Source organism: Bacillus sp. JZ39 (genome assembly GCF_053903145.1).
This window is the reverse complement of record NZ_CP096389.1, coordinates 2,031,261-2,049,032: the sequence shown is the minus strand read 5'-3', so window position 1 is coordinate 2,049,032 and position 17,772 is coordinate 2,031,261. Positions and strand designations below refer to the sequence as shown.

Annotated in this window: 19 protein-coding genes; 11 read left to right on the top strand and 8 right to left on the bottom strand. The window is 41.1% G+C overall.

Annotated features, from left to right (window positions below; genetic code table 11):
* The first annotated feature begins 21 nt into the window (after positions 1-21).
* Positions 22-885 (top strand): LysM peptidoglycan-binding and 3D domain-containing protein, encoded by an 864-nt coding sequence (locus M1D65_RS10240; RefSeq protein WP_021481459.1) that lies wholly within the window; start codon positions 22-24, stop codon positions 883-885.
* Between the two features lie 605 nt (positions 886-1,490).
* Here M1D65_RS10240 and desR read toward each other — a convergent pair.
* From desR to M1D65_RS10215, 5 genes are all read right to left on the bottom strand, one after another.
* Positions 1,491-2,090, bottom strand: coding sequence for a two-component system response regulator DesR (desR, locus tag M1D65_RS10235; protein ID WP_004399356.1), 600 nt, complete (start codon positions 2,088-2,090; stop codon positions 1,491-1,493).
* A gap of 18 nt (positions 2,091-2,108) precedes the next feature.
* Positions 2,109-3,221, bottom strand: a complete 1,113-nt coding sequence (gene desK / locus M1D65_RS10230; protein ID WP_015251908.1) for a two-component sensor histidine kinase DesK — start codon at positions 3,219-3,221, stop codon at positions 2,109-2,111.
* Positions 3,222-3,340: 119 nt separating this feature from the next.
* Positions 3,341-4,399, bottom strand: a complete 1,059-nt coding sequence (gene desE, locus M1D65_RS10225; RefSeq protein WP_187001783.1) for a fatty acid desaturase DesE — start codon at positions 4,397-4,399, stop codon at positions 3,341-3,343.
* 161 nt (positions 4,400-4,560) lie between these two features.
* Positions 4,561-5,538 carry a S66 family peptidase gene (locus M1D65_RS10220; protein ID WP_187001782.1) on the bottom strand — a complete coding sequence of 326 codons (978 nt, stop codon included), beginning with the start codon at positions 5,536-5,538 and terminating at the stop codon, positions 4,561-4,563.
* A gap of 63 nt (positions 5,539-5,601) precedes the next feature.
* Positions 5,602-6,099 (bottom strand): hypothetical protein, encoded by a 498-nt coding sequence (locus tag M1D65_RS10215; protein ID WP_456270562.1) that lies wholly within the window; start codon positions 6,097-6,099, stop codon positions 5,602-5,604.
* 170 nt (positions 6,100-6,269) lie between these two features.
* On the opposite strand from M1D65_RS10215, the gene M1D65_RS10210 reads away from it, so the two are divergent.
* Complete coding sequence (locus tag M1D65_RS10210) at positions 6,270-7,052, top strand: VLRF1 family aeRF1-type release factor (protein WP_187001781.1); 783 nt, start codon at positions 6,270-6,272, stop codon at positions 7,050-7,052.
* A gap of 136 nt (positions 7,053-7,188) precedes the next feature.
* On the top strand, positions 7,189-7,725 hold the full coding sequence (locus M1D65_RS10205) for a DUF420 domain-containing protein (protein WP_003231280.1): 537 nt from the start codon (positions 7,189-7,191) through the stop codon (positions 7,723-7,725).
* A gap of 89 nt (positions 7,726-7,814) precedes the next feature.
* Here the strand turns inward: M1D65_RS10205 and M1D65_RS10200 are convergent, their stop codons facing one another.
* Entirely contained in the window at positions 7,815-8,492 is a 678-nt protein-coding gene (locus M1D65_RS10200) for a lysozyme family protein (RefSeq protein ID WP_014480011.1), read from the bottom strand.
* Between the two features lie 194 nt (positions 8,493-8,686).
* Between M1D65_RS10200 and czrA the strand changes: the two genes are divergently transcribed.
* The gene (gene czrA, locus M1D65_RS10195; RefSeq protein WP_003231284.1) at positions 8,687-9,010 is read left to right on the top strand and encodes a Zn(II)-responsive metalloregulatory transcriptional repressor CzrA; all 324 of its coding nucleotides are present in this window, start codon (positions 8,687-8,689) and stop codon (positions 9,008-9,010) included.
* 26 nt (positions 9,011-9,036) lie between these two features.
* Here czrA and csk22 read toward each other — a convergent pair whose 3' ends face one another.
* Positions 9,037-9,582: a mother cell-specific sporulation protein Csk22 gene (gene csk22, locus M1D65_RS10190; protein WP_015714089.1), complete on the bottom strand. Its 546-nt coding sequence runs from the start codon at positions 9,580-9,582 to the stop codon at positions 9,037-9,039.
* A gap of 206 nt (positions 9,583-9,788) precedes the next feature.
* On the opposite strand from csk22, the gene M1D65_RS10185 reads away from it, so the two are divergent.
* From M1D65_RS10185 to csaA, 7 genes are all read left to right on the top strand, one after another.
* Positions 9,789-10,727: a helix-turn-helix transcriptional regulator gene (locus tag M1D65_RS10185; protein WP_032726563.1), complete on the top strand. Its 939-nt coding sequence runs from the start codon at positions 9,789-9,791 to the stop codon at positions 10,725-10,727.
* A 53-nt stretch (positions 10,728-10,780) separates the two neighbouring features.
* On the top strand, positions 10,781-11,263 hold the full coding sequence (locus M1D65_RS10180) for a GyrI-like domain-containing protein (RefSeq protein WP_014480008.1): 483 nt from the start codon (positions 10,781-10,783) through the stop codon (positions 11,261-11,263).
* Between the two features lie 75 nt (positions 11,264-11,338).
* Positions 11,339-12,040, top strand: a complete 702-nt coding sequence (locus M1D65_RS10175) for an MBL fold metallo-hydrolase (protein WP_015714087.1) — start codon at positions 11,339-11,341, stop codon at positions 12,038-12,040.
* Positions 12,041-12,045: 5 nt separating this feature from the next.
* On the top strand, positions 12,046-12,621 hold the full coding sequence (locus tag M1D65_RS10170; protein WP_017697555.1) for a TetR/AcrR family transcriptional regulator: 576 nt from the start codon (positions 12,046-12,048) through the stop codon (positions 12,619-12,621).
* A 77-nt stretch (positions 12,622-12,698) separates the two neighbouring features.
* Positions 12,699-13,442 (top strand): GNAT family N-acetyltransferase, encoded by a 744-nt coding sequence (locus tag M1D65_RS10165; protein WP_064671118.1) that lies wholly within the window; start codon positions 12,699-12,701, stop codon positions 13,440-13,442.
* 14 nt (positions 13,443-13,456) lie between these two features.
* Positions 13,457-14,182, top strand: a complete 726-nt coding sequence (locus M1D65_RS10160) for a helix-turn-helix domain-containing protein (protein ID WP_080474439.1) — start codon at positions 13,457-13,459, stop codon at positions 14,180-14,182.
* Between the two features lie 64 nt (positions 14,183-14,246).
* Positions 14,247-14,579: a chaperone CsaA gene (gene csaA, locus M1D65_RS10155; protein ID WP_047182724.1), complete on the top strand. Its 333-nt coding sequence runs from the start codon at positions 14,247-14,249 to the stop codon at positions 14,577-14,579.
* A gap of 588 nt (positions 14,580-15,167) precedes the next feature.
* Here the strand turns inward: csaA and M1D65_RS10150 are convergent.
* Entirely contained in the window at positions 15,168-17,588 is a 2,421-nt protein-coding gene (locus tag M1D65_RS10150) for a peptidase G2 autoproteolytic cleavage domain-containing protein (RefSeq protein ID WP_456270561.1), read from the bottom strand.
* Positions 17,589-17,772: the final 184 nt, after the last annotated feature.

The window sequence follows — 17,772 nt, the reverse complement described above, 5'->3', positions numbered from 1 at the left end:
CTAACAAGGGAGGATTTACTTATGAAGAAGACGATTATGTCCTTTGTGGCAGTTGCTGCACTTTCAACAACTGCATTCGGAGCTCACGCTTCTGCAAAAGAAATTACGGTGCAAAAGGGTGATACGCTCTGGGGAATCTCTCAGAAAAATGGAGTGAACCTAAAGGACTTAAAAGAATGGAACAAGTTAACTTCTGATAAAATCATTGCAGGAGAAAAACTGACCATTTCTTCAGAAGAAACAACCACTACTGGGCAATATACAATTAAAGCGGGAGATACGCTTTCTAAGATTGCTCAAAAATTCGGAACGTCAGTCAACAACCTGAAAGTTTGGAATAACTTAAGCTCTGACATGATCTATGCTGGATCAACTCTTTCAGTAAAAGGTCAGGCAACAGCAGCAAACACAGCTACTGAGAATGCGCAAACAAACGCACCTCAAGCTGCGCCAAAACAAGAGGCTGTGCAAAAGGAGCAACCTAAACAAGAAGCTGTACAACAGCAACCTAAACAAGAAACAAAAGCTGAGGCAGAAACTTCTGTTAACACAGAAGAGAAGGCTGTTCAATCAAATACAAATAATCAAGAAGCTTCAAAAGAACTAACAGTTACTGCTACTGCTTACACTGCTAACGACGGCGGCATTTCCGGCGTTACAGCTACAGGCATTGACTTAAATAAGAACCCGAACGCGAAAGTTATTGCGGTTGATCCTAATGTGATTCCGCTAGGTTCTAAAGTCTATGTTGAAGGCTACGGGGAAGCAACAGCAGGAGACACTGGCGGCGCTATTAAAGGAAATAAAATCGACGTATTTGTACCAAGTAAAAGTGATGCATCTAATTGGGGCGTCAAAACTGTAAATGTTAAAATCTTAAACTAATAATATAGATTGTGGTAAAAGACATGAGCTTTTGGCTTGTGTCTTTTTTTCGTTCTGCTTAGAGCTGTTTATATCATATGCTGATAAAAGAAAGTGGTCCCGTTTTTCTCTTTATGTGCGATTCAGGGGCTCTCGGGTTAAAAGATTGATTCCACATTACAGAGACATTCGGCATCATGACATTTATAGCTGGTTGTTACTATCTTTGATCAGCGAAACGAGCTGGTATTGTATCTTTTTTGGCAGATAATAAGCAGTTGGATGTAGCAGATGCCATTTACGGAATCGGATTGATTTCAGACGGTTTTTTATTGTGTTATTAGGCTCTTGCAGTTGGGCATGGCAGCTTCGGGAGCGAAGTGGCACAACTTTGTCATACTGAAAATACAATATAATCAATATCAGAAATTCTGCTGATGCAATGGCCGACCATTTTAACAGGGATATCATTCAATCCAGTCTTTTATTGGGCTGTTAACCAAGCAATCGTTCAGCGGGCATAGGAGCGAGGATATGGATCAGTTTAATTCTTCTGGTTGCGGCGAGGTTCTCAAACGGGAATTTCAGGTTAAAAAAAGGATCCTGGCAGATGCCAAGATCCTTTTTTATTTAAACCAGCCTTTTTCCTTTGACCGGGTAATGGCTTCAATTCGATTTTTCACTTCAAGCTTTTCTAGAATCATTGAGATATAATTCCGCACCGTCCCGCTTTTGATACTGAGTTCCTGAGCGATTTCTTTTGTGTTTTTACCGTCAGCCACAAGTTCAAGCACTTCTTTTTCTCTATCTGTAAGAGGGTTAGCTTCGCTGTATAAGTCCTCCATCAGCTCAGGTGCATAGATTCGTTTTCCGTTCATGACGCTACGGATGGCGTTGGCCAGCTCTTCACTCGGACTGTCTTTTAACAAATAGCCTTTAACACCAGCTTTAATAGCTCTCTGAAAGTAACCGGGTCTGGCGAAGGTGGTTAAGATGATAATTTTGCAGCCTGTATCTTTTAGCTCCTCAGCAGCTTCAAGCCCTGTTTTTCCGGGCATTTCAATGTCCATAATACATACATCAGGCTGGCGTTTTTTGACAAAATCAACAGCATCTTGGCCGGTTGTACCTTTGCCTACGACTTCCATATCGTCTTCTAGGTTTAGAAGTGATCCTAAAGCGCCCAGCAGCATTTGCTGATCTTCTGCAATAAATATACTAATCATATAAGCCATCCTTTATGTTTATTTTGAATTATTAGGAATTGCCATGGTAAGCTTGGTTCCGTTTTCGGTATCGATGTGAAGGCTTCCGTTTGCAAATTCAAGCCGTTCTCTCATCCCGAGTAAGCCATGTCCTTTTGAAAAGGAATTTTCTTCTCCTTTGAATGTTCCATCGTCAGACACTGTAATCACAACTTCCTTCCAGAGCTGCTGAATGTCAACTCGGCAAGTTTTAGCCTGGCTGTGTTTGACGACATTTGTGACAGCTTCCTTTAAGCACATGCTCAAAATGTTTTCATTCAGCAATGAGATATTTTCGGGCCATTTCTCTTCTTCATAGATAAACATAATGTCAGCTGCTTCGAGAATTTGTTTGATGTTGATCAATTCATCCTTGAGCCGTATGCCCTTCATAGAGGAAACGATTTTTCTTACTTCATTTAAAGAAGTTCGCGCTGTTTGCTGAACACTTTTCAGTTCACGAGCTGCTTGTTCGGGATCTTTGTATATCAATTTTCTTGCTAAGTCGCTTTTTAAACCGATAAGAGAAAGCTTTTGCCCAAGCGTATCATGGAGATCGCGGGCAATTCGCTGACGTTCTTCTAATTTTACCAGTTCTGCAATCCGTTCATTTGCATCCTCGAGCTTTTCTTCAAGCCGTTCGCGCTCCTTGCGGCTTCTTATACTAAAGGGCAATAAAATTGCGCTGATGAGGGTTATGACGACAAAAGGAATTTGTGTCAGAAAGAATTCCTTCTTTAATACGAGACTGAAATTGGCTGCGACGGCTGCGCTTATTAAATGGACATAATATAAAATATGAAAAGGGACGCGTTCCTTAATGTTTCCAATAAAATACGCGATAAAAAAAGCAAAATAAATATAACTGAACAGGGTAATGGAGGCGGTTGAAATGCCAATTAATAAAAATCCCCACAAATAAATGGTCCAGCCTTTTGAGACAAAAGCAAATCGATATACCGAAAAAAATAAAAGCGTCAAAATGATGCCGACAATAATAACAAATGTAGATGATGATTTCCATATAAAGTAGAAGGGGAGGATGAAAAATATCGTCCATATATAGGGCGTAATCCCGTTTAGTTTTTGAAATGTAAAATGATTTTTAATCATGACCTTACCTCATTTTCAGCTTTTCATCTTACTTGTAACTTTATCATTGTGAAAGCCAGAATGCACCCTCCAACAATAAAAAGGAAGCCTTCTAGTATATTAGAAGACCTCCTTTATCATCAGGCATTCTTCCGCAGCTTCTGTTTTTCTGGTGAATCAGGCGGAAGGCTTACAGGTATATGTTTTATAGCCCGAAATGACACAAACTGTTTGTTATCTTCATCCCATAGACGGAACGCAAGTGATTGCAGGCTTGTTTTTAAGGTGATTGTCGGTACGTTTTTTAATGGTTCGTGATGTTCATGAGCAACTTCAAGCTTATAGTTAGGCACCTTTGGACTCAAATGATGAACGTGGTGGTAACCAATATTGCCTGTTAGCCATTGAAGCAGTTTCGGGAGTTTATAAAATGAACTGCCTTCAACAGCAGCCTGAACGTAGCTCCAGTTTTCATCCGCTTCAAAATAAGAATCTTCAAAGGTATGCTGCACATAAAACAGCCAAACACCGATTGAACCTGAAATCAGAAATATCGGGCCTTGCACCAGTAAAAACGATTGCCAGCCAAAGATCAGACAGCAAGCAGCAGCCAACGTGACAATTGCCAGATTCGTAAGGTATGTGTTTACACGTTCCTTGCGTCTTGCGCCTTTTTTGTTAAAACGGTTCGTGATCAGAAAAACATAAATCGGTCCGAGAATAAACATGATAAACGGGTTTCTATAAAGTCTGTATGCAAGCTTTGTTCGTCTGGATGCAGCTTTATATTCGTTTACTGTTAACATCCAGATGTCTCCTGTTCCGCGTTTATCCAGATTGCTGCTAGTCGCATGATGAATCGAATGGCTGTGCTGCCATTGAAGATACGGGAATAAAGTCAGGACACCTGTCAGAAAACCGAGAATGTGGTTATAGCGTTTTTGTTTGAAAAAAGATTGATGGCAGCAGTCATGGAAGATGATAAAAATTCTTGTCAGAAAACCTGCGGCAATCACCGTTAATGCTAACGTAAGAAGATAGGAGACATCGAGGCTGAGATAAGCAAGAAACCATAGGCCGAAGAATGGGATAAACGTGTTTAAAAGCTGAATCAGGCTGTTTTTTGTTTCAGGCTGAGCAAATGCAGCGACTTGCTTTGTCAGCTGTTTTTGTTTATGTGCAATGGTTTGTTCAGTCATAGTAAGTATCCTCTCATTGTGTGTCTCGGTTCAGTATACGCTAATGAGAGAAGTCTTTTGTAGTAGCACACATCATGCCTCCTATATGACATTTGTCATGTCTCGTGCGGCATGCATAATCGATTGCGCTAAAAAAGCTTGTAAAAAAATTTACAAGCTGATTAATGTTTATCAATCCATATTCGTAATGTACCCGAAATAGCTTCAATCCTGCATGTTCCTCCTATAGGGAACGTGGCAATTGGCGAGGTATGTCCGGCATTTATATTTGCGATGATCGGGATGCCGGATAATTCTTTTTTTGTTTCGATCATGGCTTTTACAAGATCCATTGATACGTTTGATGCTTTCTGAAATCTGCCGATCAAAATCGCCTTTACATGTGAAAAAGCGGGGAGGTGGATGAGTGATTGCAGATCGCGGTCAAACATGTGGATGTCTGACATATAATCATCTTCAATCAATAAAATAGTATGTTCTGTTTCAGGAAAATACTCCGTACCCTGCAGCAAATTAAGCGTGCATAAGTTTCCTCCAATTAAAGTGCCTTCCGCATAACCTTCTTGGATTACAACAGGGCCGTTATTAGGATAAAAACGCCTGTTTTCTTGATCCAAAAACCAGCGATCATCGCTCCACTCACTTGAAGGAAGAATTTCAAACGGATCGTCTGAAGCGCAGCAAGAAAGAAAATACTCTTGTGTATAATCAAGCCCTTTTTTCATTGCAAATGTTGAGAAGTGGGGACCTGAATACGTAACAAGACCCGTTTTTTGATAAATAGCGTTGCAAAGAGCGGTTATATCGGAATAGCCGCACAGAATTTTTGGATGTCGTTTGATTTTCTCGTAATCAAGATAACGCAGCAGCTGATTTGAATTAAACCCTCCGAGTGTCGTTAAAATCGCTTTGACGCCTGGATCAAAAAAGGCAGCGTGCAGATCATGGACTCTTGACTCGATAGAGGATGAATCAAATTCGTTACATTCATTTGCGTGTTCAGCGATGGTTACCCGATAACCTAAGCGCTCTAACGCCGTTTTTGCTTGGATTTTTGCTTCATTTGATAATATAGACATGCTGGTCGCGGGAGACACGATCCGGATTTCGTCTCCCTTTTTCAGTTTTGAGGCGTACATAGAACCCTCCATCAATGGTTTTATACCATTACAGCATATCTTGGCTCTTTCTTCCAGACTTTTTTACAAATCAACCCACTTAATGCTGCCGGATTGGGTATCATGATCGATACATACTTTGAATTGATGTTTTTCATAAAAGTGAATCAGCCGGTCTACATGATTCCAATCCCGTTTGGCGATGTCTCCGGTGACTTTCGGTATATTGTGGTCTCTTGCAATATCTTTTAAATATTTCATGCAAATGGAGCCAAACCCGTGATTCGGAGGGCCTTTTATATCCCCTATATGAATGGCATCGTCCTTGTAAGACGCTACAAGTGAAAAACAGCCTTTTCCTCGGTATGCCGTTTTACAATCAGTTAGCATAATTTTGCATGTTTGGCCATCATCAATCGAGGAAACAATCATCCACTCATCATGTTTCGATTGATCAATACCAAGCACTTTGGCATCTTTAGATAAATTCTTCATATTCTCCTGCATGCGATAAATTTGAAATTCTAAATCATTTAGTTCTTCTTCAAGCTCTTGACGATTTTTTTCTTTAATAGTAAACAAGATCAAACTCCTTTCAAAAATCAGCTTAGAAACACAGTTACCAATTGTATTAGAAGAGAGGCGTATTGTAAACAACAATTCCATTATTACTAGAAATTAGCGGAAAGTCAGGTTTGATCGTTTTTAAGAGAGGAAAAAGAAAACTAACCTGTGAAAAAGGAGGAATCGGAATGGCGATTGATTCATTGATTAACAAATTACAGTATGTCCAATTGGAACCGCCGGATAAAATTCTCTCTCTGTATCTCAATACAGACATGAGAGATCCAGAGCAGCAGGGGGGAGAATGGAAAATTGCCCTAAAGTCAGGATTCAGCCGATTAAAAGAGTATTTGGCAGCTAGTGATCCAGAGGAGGAAAAGTGTCTGGATGGAATCAGGGCTAAAATGAATCAATACTTGAATGCAATGGGAAAAGACATGCCCCGCAGTCTCGTGTTTTTTGTTTCCGACAGCGGCATATGGGAACCTATTAAGCTTCAAGTCCCTGTAGATACAAGATTTTACTGGGAAGAAACAGCTGTCCTGGATCAGCTGAAGGGTTTGCGCCAGGCATACCCAAGTACGGCGTTTATTTTAACTCAGCAAAATGAAGTGAAAATTATTGAAACTGTTTTAGGAAAAATTGAGGCGGTGGAGCGTTATGAGTATGATATGATCAATGAGTCTTGGAAGAATAGCCATTCCGCTGTAGACAAAGCGCCACCATTTGAAGAGAACCGGATGAGGGAACATGTAACAGAGAACCAATCGAGACTGTATAAACGGCTGGCTGCCAGCCTTGATCAAAAAGCTGCCGCGAGAAGATGGGAACGAATGGTTATTGCCGGGGATAAAGAAACGGCAGATATCTTGGATCAGCATATGAATAAACCCATTCATTCGAAAATTCAAAAGAACCTGCTGAATGAAAATGAACATAAGGTCATTGAACATTTGATAAAAGAGGCGTAAACCTAACAGGCCGGGGCTAATAGCCTCCGGCCTTTGAAGTGTGTCTAATTTCTGACGAAGCAATCGAAACCGTTGACATCTTCTTTGAATTTGCATACGATTTGGATAGCCAGTACAAATTAGGAGAGGTCACCAAATGAACCAAACAGAAAATAAACCGAAAAATTACACGGGGATTGTCCTTACGCTGACAGTTCTGATTAACGGTTTAATCGCAGTGCTGTTTTTTATGCCTAAATTAGATCAGTTCAGCCATGCGAATATTCACATTTTGCCAATGCTGAATGCGATATTCAACAGCTTTACGTTTATCTTCTTATTGGCCGCGCTGATTATGATTAAACAGAAAAATATCAAAGCTCACAAACGCTTTATTTTGGCCGCATTCACAACAACATTACTATTTTTGATTTGCTATGTGACGTACCACTCGATTGCGGAAAACACGCTCTATGGCGGAGAAGGTATTATGCGCCCGATTTATTTCTTTATTTTAATTACACATATCTGCCTTTCTGCAATTATTGTGCCGCTTGCGCTGTTTACGCTGATCAGAGGCTTCAGCATGCAGGTAGAGCGCCACAAAAAAATTGCGAGATGGACAATGCCTCTATGGCTGTATGTAAGCCTTACAGGCGTTATTGTATATTTGATGATTTCACCGTATTATTAAAAGCCATACTCAGTATGGCTTTTTTTACGTGTAAACATGGCAAAAGCCCAAATTCATTTTTGGGCTTTTGTCAGTAAATTGATAGACTCTTATTCATGAGCCTTGGATTCCATGGTTTCAAGTGTTGCAACCTGCAAAGATTCTTCAACAGTTTTTGTTTTTTCTTTTACTTTTTCTGCATACGTATAATCACCGTAGCAATACGGATAGCGGAAATTTTTCGCATTTCCCCCGCAAGTATACAGATCAGGATTTTTTTTGACTTGCTGCTCGGAGTATTGTTTTGCCAATTCCTCAGTATGCGTTCCTCCATGTTCAGCTACAAAATCAATGTAACCTGCCCCCATGTTGTAGCTTTGAATAATGGTATCCAAATCCACGCCTTTTTCCTTACCGGTCTTGTACATGAGGGTAAATTGCTTGATGCCTTGTTTAACACTGAGTTGAGGGTCTGTTATCTCATTGCGTTTTAACCCCAGAGATTCAGAGGACTGCATGGGATCATTGCCTTTTCCTTTTGACTCCTGATACATCATGCCTAATATGAGTGATGTATAATTAGAGAGTCCTTGGCTTTCAAGCTCTTCTTCCACCAAGGGTTTGTAATCGGTTAAACGTTCCAAAACAATCGTTTTCGTATCGATCGGAAGTTTTTTGACTAAATCCCGGTTGAAAAAAAGCAGTACCAATAAAAAAGAGGCGATGACAAAGACAAAAATCATCATAAAACCCGCAGCAGCGAAACAGCCTTTTCTCTTTTTCTTCACTGTGTTTCACCCTCAATGTTTGGAGCAGTATGACCTTTTTTATTATGACATAAGACGGTATATCAGACCAAGTAAAAACCTGATTTGAAACATAAATTTAAACTATGAGATTGAAATGGAATACAAGCAGGCTGGTTTGCACTCAAGCGCATTTGTTATAAGATAAAACTATGAATAAAGAAAGGTGATACCATATGACTGAATTTAGAGAAACGGAACAATCGGCTGCTGATCTGGACGAGGAGACGCTGTTTCTAGTCGCGCAAACATTCAAAGCGCTTTCTGATCCTACCCGAATCAGAATTCTCCATTTATTGTCCCAGGGTGAGCATGCAGTAAACGGAATTGCAGAAAAGCTGAATTTACTGCAATCCACCGTGTCCCACCAGCTTAGATTTTTAAAAAATCTCCGGCTTGTCAAATCGCGCAGAGAAGGAACATCGATTTATTACTCTCCCGAGGATGAACATGTTTTAGATGTTCTTCAGCAAATGATCCATCATACACAGCATGATTGAAAAAGACATCCTTGCTTAACTCGCTGCTAGCGGGCAAGGATGTCTTTTTCTTTATTGTGTCCGTGCTGTTCGAGTTCGTTTCTGCTGAGCTTGATGACAAAAGAAGAAAAACCGATATAATAAACGGCTATCAGAAAACAGACGCCAATTGTCAGAGGGTCCGTTCCGATTGACTGACTGTATGATCCAAGGCGGTTTAGATCAGGTGAGGTAAGATAAAGCTCCGTCACTCGATACAGAAATCTTGATAGAAATAAAGTTAAGAGAATCACCTCTACCCAAATATGAGTCCGAAAATAGATCTTTCCTCTGCGTTTTTCAAAGGAGATGTTTTTCTTAGCGAAAAAGACAAGGAGCCATCCGCCAAGAATGCCCAAAATGAGATATCCATATAAAAAAGGGTGAATGGCGCTGAAGATTGAAAGGCCAAAAGCAAACAGCGAGAAAAGAATGATACGGGTGAACAGCCAGCGGGGCTTCAGCGGCTGGTATCCGATGGACCTTTTAATTTTTTTATACAGAAAAAAGATGATGATCATGGCAGGATAAACGCTCTGAAGTGTAAGATGCATGATGTGAAATCCCCTCCGTTGAGAAGTGTATGCTTATCCGGTCAGAAATAGTAGCTGAAATAAATACTGAACACAAAAAAGAAGGGGAAACCCCTGTTTTCATAGCATATGCAAGGTGTATTCCGCCGCATGATAGATATGCCCAAGCTTTATCAAAATGTTATGATTGTTTTTGTTGGAAAATACAAGAAGAAAAGGTGCGCAGAATGAAACTGGAACGTTTGTTAGCGATGGTTGTGTTATTGATCAGCAAAAAACAAGTGCAGGCTGCAGAGCTTGCTGAGCTGTTTGAAGTATCTGTCAGAACAATTTACCGTGATATTGAGACGATCAATAGGGCTGGTATTCCGATTGTGACCTCACAGGGTTCCGGGGGCGGAATTGGCATCATGGAAACGTATCGGCTTGAAAGAGAGTGGCTGAAGGAGGAGGAATTGTTTGCAATTGCTTCCGCTTTGCAGAGCGTTTCATCTATGTATGAACCCGTTTCTCACAGCACAGCCTATCAAAAAATCAAACACCTTATACCTGAGCAATCTGCTCAAGCATTTAAGCACCAAACAGAAAAATGGTTTATTGACATGACGGCATGGGGCCATACCGAGGATCAAAAGGCGCTTCGTGAGAAAATCAGCGCCGCCATCGATCGGTTGTCAACGATATCTTTTACATATACAAGCGCAAGCGGGGAAACACTTCTTCGTGAAACTGAACCTTATACATTGGTTTGCAAGGCGGGGCACTGGTATTTATATGCCTACTGCCTGGTAAGAAATGATTTTCGTTTTTTTAAACTAAACCGGATGAAAGATCTGGCTATCTTACATCAGACCTTTATCAGAAAAGACATTCAGCTGGACACTTTGCCATGGGATAAGAATTGGTACCAGAAGGGCCGTTTAACTGAATTGGTTATTCTTGTTCAGCCGGCAGCACGTCAGCGTATAGGTGAATGGTTCGGATATGATGTCCTTCACTGTGAGGAAGATGAAATCTGCCGGGCAGTGATTTCACTTCCAGAAGATCAATGGCTGATCGGTTTTTTGCTCCAGTTCGGAAAGGATATTGAGGTTCTGCAGCCTCTTCATATACGGGATAAAGTAAAAGAAACCATTCATCACATGCAAAAAATATATGAAACCTGACACACTGCTGTCAGGTTTCTTTGTCTATAATCTTAAAAAAAGGAGGAGATCGTATGGGCTTTTCACATATAACACACTTAGACCGGAAACGATTTGCCGGACTGTCACAACGGACAAGCAACGCACTGGAAATGACGGAAGAAAGGAGGATTCCGGCACTGTGGGATCAATTCTGGAAGCAGGATATGAGCGCTCTTTTATCACAGGCTGAAAAAGACAAGAGCATTATTGCCTTATATTCGAATTATGAACAAGAGACGAATGGGTTTTATACGTTTTCAGTCGGAACGTTTCAGGAATACGACGACATTCTTCCGGGACCATATGAAAACATTGATTTGCCGGCTTCCGCTTACGCCGTTTTCACTTCCAGAATCGGTCCTATTGAAGAGATTGTGCTTGAAACGTGGAAGGAAATTTGGACTTGGGATAAGCGGCATCTGCGCACGTTTACAGGTGATTTTGAGATGTATGATCAAAGTGCCGCAGTGCCACAGCGAGCACAAGTTAACATTTATGTAGCGATAAAAAAATAATAAACTCTTGAAAAACTAATGGTGTTAGTTAATAATAAAACTAACGCCATTAGTTTTTGTTAGGAGGGTAAAAAGATGAGAATTACTCAGTACCAAACGGTTTGGCAGCTGACTTTTTTTCCAGCATTGTTTCCGGTTAATTGCTATTTAGTAGAGGAAGAAAACGAAGTCACCCTTATTGATGCCGCACTGCCAGGCAGCTATAAAGGGATTATTCAAGCTGTGAATCAGCTTGGAAAACCGCTTCAGCATATTTTACTGACTCATGCACATGGGGACCATGTCGGATCACTGGATACATTGGCACAAACATTTCCGCATGCAAAGGTCATGATCTCGGAACGGGATTCATTCTTGCTCCAAGGTGACACATCCTTGCGGCAAGATGAGCCGCAGACGCCTATAAAAGGAGGTATTCCGAAACACATACAAACAAAGCCTCACCAACTGCTGACGGGCGGTGAAACAATTGGTTCCCTGCTTGCCATTCCAACACCGGGCCATACACCGGGCAGCATGTCATTTCTTGATACAAGAAACGGCACTTTAATAGCAGGAGATGCGCTCCAGTTACGCGGAGGAATCGCTGTATCAGGTCAGATAAAATGGGCGTTTCCTTTTCCCGCCTTCGCTACATGGAATAAGGAGGAGGCCATCAAAAGCGCACAATTGCTCGCCGATAAGGCGCCTACCTGTCTCGCTGTCGGACATGGAAAATTCCTGCGATCACCTTCAGAGCGGATGAGACAGGCGATCCAAAAAGCAAAGAAAGGATGATGAGCATGTCACCGAGAATAGGTTTGACCCAAAAAATGATTGTAGACGCTGCAGCGGAGATTGCCGATCAGGAAGGGGTAAATGGTGTCTCACTTGCCGCACTTTCTAAAAAAATGAATGTGCGCCCCCCGTCATTGTATAATCATATCAACGGGCTGCAAGCGATCAGAGCAGAACTTGCTGTCAGAGGACTGACAAAGCTTTTTGATCAAATGGCGGACTCCGTAACCGAACGAAAGGGAGATTCCGCTATGCTTTCTTTAGCTCATGCATATGTTGATTTTGCAATTGAAAATCCCGGATATTATGAAGCGGCTCTGCTTAAGGTTCAGGACAAACGGACGGAAATCGTCTCTGACCAAATTGTCTGTCTTGTGACGAAGCTGCTCATTGAAAACGGCTATGCAAGTGAAAAGACTGCCATTCATGCGACAAGGGGGCTTAGAAGCCTGCTGCATGGCTTTACTGCTTTAATCGCAAAAGAAGCATTTGAACGTGAAGAGGACATTTTAGAAAGCCTGTCATTTTCAATTCGGACATTTTTGTCGGGATTATTAATAAACAATAAAAATATTATGTAAACAAATAAATGGATGTCTTATATTTCTGAATATTGTATAATATCAAGGGAGTATACATAGGGGAGAGGCATTATGCAATGGATGACATTCACAAGATTGAACGGTTAGCGGCAGCTTCATGGCCGGCTTATTTTCAAAAAAGCATAGGGCAATGGCTTCTCAGAGCGAATTTTGGCGTAACCAAAAGGGCAAATAGCGTATGGACTTCTGCGGATATGCCTGAAGGGAATTTTCAGCTAGAGGCCGAACTTTTTTATCAAAGTTTAGGCTTACCTGTTTGTTTTCATATTAGCAACGCATCACCGAAAGGGCTTGATGACGCTTTGGCAGACAGCCGTTATGAAAAGGTAGACGAGTGCTTCCAGATGACAGCGTTGTGCCGGTCAATTATGAGCCGAACAAATGACAACAGCCGATTTACATACAAGTGGGAACAAGAGCCATCATCTGTTTGGATAGATGAATTTATTCAATTAGAAGGGTTTTCACCCGAGCGTCACAAAGGTTACAAACACATTTTCGAACGCATGCCGCCGTGTAAAACTTTTTTCAAGATGTATGACAAAGAAAGCCTGACAGCGCTTGGCACGGTTTCTGTCATTGATGGTTATGGCGGACTTAGTAATATCGTTGTAGCTGAGGAGCACAGAGGAAAAGGGGCAGGAACCCAAGTGATCAGGGTGTTGACTGAATGGGCAAAAAACAACGGAGCGGAACGCATGTTTTTACAAGTGATGAAAGACAATCTGGCGGCAGTTTCTTTATATGAAAAGATCGTATTTTCGCCTATATCGGAACACCATTACCGGATTAAAAGATGACCAAAGGAAGGGGTTTGCTGATGGACTCGCTTCAAGAGATGATTTGCGAAAAACGGACATACACACGCCTTTATCATTCACATAAGCACGCATACAGCCAATTTCTTTTTCCGCTTGAAGGGAGTATTGATCTTGAGACTGAAGAGCGCCAGGTGAAATTAAAGCCAGATCATTTTTTATATATTCCGCCGGAGTGTGAGCATCGTTTCCGTTCTATCGGAAGAAATGAATGTCTTGTACTGGATGTTCCGCTTCATGCAATGAAAATTGATGAGTATCGTGCAGGATCGGGAATTGAAGCTGCACTCGATCCTTTCTGGTCTTCGATCAGGTACTTGCTGACAGAGGAAGCAAAGGCCGGAACAGCCAACTCGCTTCATATGCTAGTACAATACATAAAAGAAAAGCTTCAATCCCATAGCTATGCCTCAATTGCATACATTCACAGCCACTTATTTGAACGGCTGACGATTAAGAAGCTGGCAGAAATCGAGCATTATCACCCAGCTTACTATTCAAGCTGGTTCAAAAAACAGACAGGGAAGTCCCCGCAGAACTATATTGCCGACCTTCGCCTTGAGGAAGCAAAACGAATGCTGATGGAGAGAAATGTAACCCTTACCGTCGTGAGCGAGGCGCTGGGCTTTCAAAACCTTTCTTCTTTTACAAGATGGTTCACGAAAAGCACAGGAATGCCGCCCCGCCTGTATCGAAACACCTTATATTCAGATAAAAAATAATGGCTATTTGGTTAAACAAATCTTGAATATCTCCTTTACAATAGGAGAAAAAGGAGTTATTGATATGGCAGTCATTGAAGACTTTGAGAAATTGGATATCAGAACGGGAACAATTGTAAAAGCGGAAGAATTTCCTGAAGCAAGAGTACCGGCAATCAAGCTTGTGATAGATTTTGGGACTGAAATCGGCATAAAACAATCGAGCGCACAAATCACGAAGCGTTACAAGCCAGAAGATCTCATCAACAAGCAAGTCATAGCAGTCGTGAACTTTCCGCCCCGCCGGATCGCCGGATTTAAATCGGAAGTCTTGGTCCTCGGTGGCATACCCGGCCAGGGCGACGTCGTCCTTTTGCAGCCGGATCAGCCTGTCCCAAACGGCACAAAAATCGGATAACGCAAAAAAAGACGTTTGCCTAAGGCAAACGTCTTTTGCGTATTGAGGCGATGCACCACACGCCACATTCGTGTGTGCCGTAAAGGCATGTACATCGGCTTACACAATTCAGCTCATCGCTATATGAATATAGCATGGAGGGCGAAGGAATGCAAGGATTACTTTTAGTAACGGTGAAATGAATTTATAATGGAAAGGGTTTTCATTTTATTTGTAAGAAAAAACTCAGTGAGATTTAGGTGTGATCTTAATGCAGTTTGTATCGACTTACAGATGATAAAAGAACAATACTTTTAATAAGCCTCATGAAACATTTTCAATTTGTAAATACTTAAAGGATATATATGGTGTATTTGCTATAGAAGTCTAATATGATATCCATTTACTCATTTCAATAGCAACTTTCATGAATAACGAGAAGGAACAGCTGTCAAAATTTTTTTGATTATAATATAAGTTAATTACGATAGTATATTAAGGGTATTTTGGTAGATATTGAAAATTGATAATAACATACAAGGAATAACGAACCTAGAAAAGAGATTTAATTATTTGGATAAACATATATTGAACTGGTCGGCGTATCCACTATTTGATGACGGTTAGAGCGATACCATACCCTTTTTCTGATGTGTAAGCAGAGGTTATTTTCATTACTTTCCAGCTTCCTTCAGCGGCTTTTGTTCCTATTCCATTATGTGCCGTAAGATAATCTCCTTGATTGACAGTTTCGTCAATACGAACATAATGTTGGCCTACCAACCCTACTACGTGCCATTCGTCTCTTGCTGCCCGTGAATGATAATTTGCCTCCAGCGCTGTATCGTAGTCTGGATTTTGTTTGGGAACACGTATGAGTTCACCGCTTTCCTCATCAGTCACCGTTTCATAAATAAATCCGCCGAACTCATTTGTCAAATAACGCCCCTGCCAGACGAAACTGGAGGCTCCTGAAATGAAAGCTGAAGTTTCTGAAATAACGCCAAGCATATAATCTCCAACATTCGCGGGCACAATTTTTTCACCTCTTAAAGTCACGATTGTACCAGTATGGATTAACTGTCCAGTTGTACTCTCAAAATACTCTCCATATCCACCTAAAGAAGAACTGATTGCACCGGCAAACGTCCCGTTTCCCCGAACAGAGTCAAGAAGCCACTTTATTGATTGGTGACCTCCTGCCACGGTGTATGGTTCCTCAAGTATAATATTTTCAGAAGACAGTATTGTTCTTGACGCATGGTTTCCTCTAATATGTGCGTTATTTGAAGAAGCGATTAATGCGCGAGAGCCTTCAGTACTGGAGCCTCCAGAAGAGCTAATGACCGCATTTCTTTCTCCACGGGCCGTAATGTCGCCGGTACCTGCTATAACTGCGCTTGTTTGGTTAACGGCAAAGCCAGAGGTCGTTGCAAGCTGTATGCCTCCTTTCAAATTGATTGGAACTTGTTGGTATGTTTGACCTTTGATTGAGGCTGCCACACTATAACCTTCTGATTGTACACCGAGAATTGTGGCCTGATTATTGGGGGACTGAATTCCAACTGTCCCATTGTCAGTAATCATCGTTCCATTTAGAATATTGACATTGTAGAGGCCTCCACCGATTGAAATTCCTTTTGGAGCAGATTTATAAATATCAAAATTTGAAATTTTTATATAATCAGTTTTATTTGATCCGCCTGATAAATTAATATCAACACCGGCTTTTTTAAACCCGCGAATTTTAATACCATTAATGGTTATATTTTGGCTGCGATATTGCAAGGCTACGACAGGGTTTTCTTTATAATCATAGTCTGGATCACCAATCGCTGTGAATCCGCTTACATTAACGTTTTTATATGCCGAAATAACCAGCGCTCTTGGGGTCACAGCATCGTAAAGCGAGTTGAAAACTGGTTCAACTGCTGAACAATCAATGAGTGTGACATCGTATGCTGTTGTGCTTTCAGGATCTGTAAATTGATGGTGACCAATATGACGAAGATCAAATGCACGAACATCGCGATAAGAAATATGGCCTATGATATGGACGTTTTGAGAGGCCGGCCACAGTTCATGGGCTTTTACTTCAACTCCCCGGATGTTGCCGCTTGTAAAGTTATTCAAAAGCCACACATGCCTAGAGCCGTCGTCAATTTCTATTCCGTTGGAGTTTGAAACACCTTCAGCAAATTCTGTTCCCCGCGGATTTCCTGAGTGGCAGTTTGAAATAAAGATGTATTCGCTATAATGGGTGGTAATGCCGTCGTCTCCTGAACCATATGTCACACAGTTATCGATCCAAATATATCTTGATCCGTCTTTTGTCCAATCGGTATCAGGTAAATGGTCATACGTTGGCGATGTAATATCAATACCATGAAGACCTGCGTTAATCGCTTCCACATCTTTGATCCACCCATATTCAACCTTAGCAAAAGTTAAACAACTGGAGAACTGTCCCCCTGGATTCCTCACACCGCATTGTCTACTTGGATTCCAGTCTAATGACATTCCTTGGACAAAAATATTGCGATTTCCATTTTGATAATCATCATTTGTAATCACCCATTCATGCGCTGGAGTGTCTTCATGCAATTTAATCACTGTGATTCCTTTACCTTGTCCAACAATTGTTGTCCAAGATGGAAGTTTAATCCCTTGAACGAGGTATTCTCCCGCTGGAACATGTACTTTGACTCGGCCATTCCCGATTGCTTTTCGAAAAGCTTCAGTATTGTCTCTTCCATCTGGAACAGCGCCGAAGTCAGCCACATTTACTTCCCGGGTGATTTTAGATAAAAGCCTATAGTATTCCTTGTCGAGACGTTCTTTTAAAAGAGAGGTGACCTCTCCTTCGGCCGTCACCCTTGCGTCAGTAACTTCGATATTTTGGTCTGTAACCGAGTGCTTAATAAAGTTTTGCATTCTTGTCTTAATATGTTCTAATTCGGATGAAAATTCGGGGTGAGACTGAGAATTGGCGTTTAGAGAAGGATCAGGGCAGTTTTTAAAATGAACCATTCTAAAGACACCTCTTTCTTTTAATATAAGCGCTGTTTTGTCTTTGAGATAAGGAGTTAGTATTTCTTTTGGCGCTTATCTTTCCAATTCTGTATTTGTTACAAAATTCCTTTAGGATTATTCTGGTTTTCAAGAAATGTAAGTCAATGAAAAAAAGAGAGGACAAGTAAAGGATAAAAAGCAA

Bases quoted from the DNA above. Each gene is read 5' to 3' on its own strand.
- czrA (WP_003231284.1), top strand. From the start codon at position 8,687: ATGACTGAATTTAGAGAAACGGAACAATCGGCTGCTGATCTGGACGAG.
- desK (WP_015251908.1), bottom strand. From the start codon at position 3,221: ATGATTAAAAATCATTTTACATTTCAAAAACTAAACGGGATTACGCCC.
- csaA (WP_047182724.1), top strand. From the start codon at position 14,247: ATGGCAGTCATTGAAGACTTTGAGAAATTGGATATCAGAACGGGAACA.
- M1D65_RS10185 (WP_032726563.1), top strand. From the start codon at position 9,789: ATGAAACTGGAACGTTTGTTAGCGATGGTTGTGTTATTGATCAGCAAA.
- M1D65_RS10165 (WP_064671118.1), top strand. From the start codon at position 12,699: ATGGATGACATTCACAAGATTGAACGGTTAGCGGCAGCTTCATGGCCG.
- desE (WP_187001783.1), bottom strand. From the start codon at position 4,399: ATGACTGAACAAACCATTGCACATAAACAAAAACAGCTGACAAAGCAA.
- M1D65_RS10175 (WP_015714087.1), top strand. From the start codon at position 11,339: ATGAGAATTACTCAGTACCAAACGGTTTGGCAGCTGACTTTTTTTCCA.
- M1D65_RS10205 (WP_003231280.1), top strand. From the start codon at position 7,189: ATGAACCAAACAGAAAATAAACCGAAAAATTACACGGGGATTGTCCTT.
- M1D65_RS10240 (WP_021481459.1), top strand. From the start codon at position 22: ATGAAGAAGACGATTATGTCCTTTGTGGCAGTTGCTGCACTTTCAACA.
- M1D65_RS10210 (WP_187001781.1), top strand. From the start codon at position 6,270: ATGGCGATTGATTCATTGATTAACAAATTACAGTATGTCCAATTGGAA.
- M1D65_RS10150 (WP_456270561.1), bottom strand. From the start codon at position 17,588: ATGGTTCATTTTAAAAACTGCCCTGATCCTTCTCTAAACGCCAATTCT.
- M1D65_RS10180 (WP_014480008.1), top strand. From the start codon at position 10,781: ATGGGCTTTTCACATATAACACACTTAGACCGGAAACGATTTGCCGGA.
- M1D65_RS10170 (WP_017697555.1), top strand. From the start codon at position 12,046: ATGTCACCGAGAATAGGTTTGACCCAAAAAATGATTGTAGACGCTGCA.
- desR (WP_004399356.1), bottom strand. From the start codon at position 2,090: ATGATTAGTATATTTATTGCAGAAGATCAGCAAATGCTGCTGGGCGCT.
- csk22 (WP_015714089.1), bottom strand. From the start codon at position 9,582: ATGCATCTTACACTTCAGAGCGTTTATCCTGCCATGATCATCATCTTT.
- M1D65_RS10220 (WP_187001782.1), bottom strand. From the start codon at position 5,538: ATGTACGCCTCAAAACTGAAAAAGGGAGACGAAATCCGGATCGTGTCT.